The sequence below is a fragment of the Mycolicibacterium parafortuitum genome, assembly GCF_002086815.1.
Taxonomy (GTDB): domain Bacteria; phylum Actinomycetota; class Actinomycetes; order Mycobacteriales; family Mycobacteriaceae; genus Mycobacterium; species Mycobacterium parafortuitum.
On the sequence record NZ_MVID01000067.1, the window covers coordinates 1 to 948 of the forward strand.

Annotated in this window: 1 protein-coding gene; it reads right to left on the bottom strand. The window is 64.0% G+C overall.

The features are described from left to right. A protein-coding gene (locus BST38_RS29180; protein WP_420872545.1) for an IS5 family transposase occupies positions 1 to 898 on the bottom strand; the annotation gives its coding sequence in 2 pieces (ribosomal slippage) (positions 1 to 538 and positions 537 to 898; 900 coding nt in all). Between the last annotated feature and the right edge of the window lie 50 nt (positions 899 to 948).

Consider the following 948-nt stretch of genomic DNA (forward strand, 5'->3'; position numbering starts at 1 on the left):
CTAGGGCGTGTCTGACAAATGCGGCAGCCAGAGGGTGATGGCGCGTAGGACGGCTGCACCGCGGTAGACGAGGGCGAGTTTGTCGTAGCGGGTGGCCAGACCACGCCATTGTTTGGTGGCGTTGAATCCTCGTTCAACGACGTTGCGGCCCTTGTAATCCTCGGTGTCGAGGGCCGGCGGTCGCCCGCCCTGGGTGCCGCGCCGTTTTCGGTGGCGGATCTGATCGGACGGTTCGGGGATGACGGCGACGATCCCTCGTCTTCGCAGCCGCTGTCGGGTCGCTCGGCTGGAGTAGGCCTTATCTGCGCGCAGACGATCGGGCCGGGTGCGGGGCCGCCCGGGCCCGCGGCGCTGCACTTTGAGGTGCGCGAGTAAATGCTCCAAGACAGGTCCGTCGTGGGCCTGGCCAGCACCCACAAGCACCACCAACGGCCGTCCGTGACCGTCAACGAGGTGGTGGATCTTGCTGGTCAACCCGCCGCGCGAGCGACCAATGCCGTGGTCAGGCGGCTCGCTCGCCAGATTCGTGTAATTCGACCAAGCCCCCTGTGTCACGGGTGATGTTCGTGGCATGTTGGTGAGCGCGAGCGATCGTGGAATCCACCGATACCGCCCAGTTGATGATCCCGGCCTCGTCGGCGGCCGCCAGCAACCGAGCCAGCACCAGGTCCCAGGTGCCCTCGGCGCTCATCCGTCGGTGCCAGGTCCAGATTGTCTGCCACGGTCCGAAGACCTCGGGCACGTCCCGCCAGGCGATGCCGCATCGGTATCGATAGATGATCCCCTCGACCATCGAGCGAGCATCCCGAAAGGGCCTGCCCTTCTTACCTGTTCGGACAGGTAGAAGATCTTCGATCAATGACCATTGAGCATCGGTAAGCAGCTGGAACCGTGACATGCCCTAAGTCTCAGCCGCAACATCCGAAACATTTGTCAGACACGCCCTAG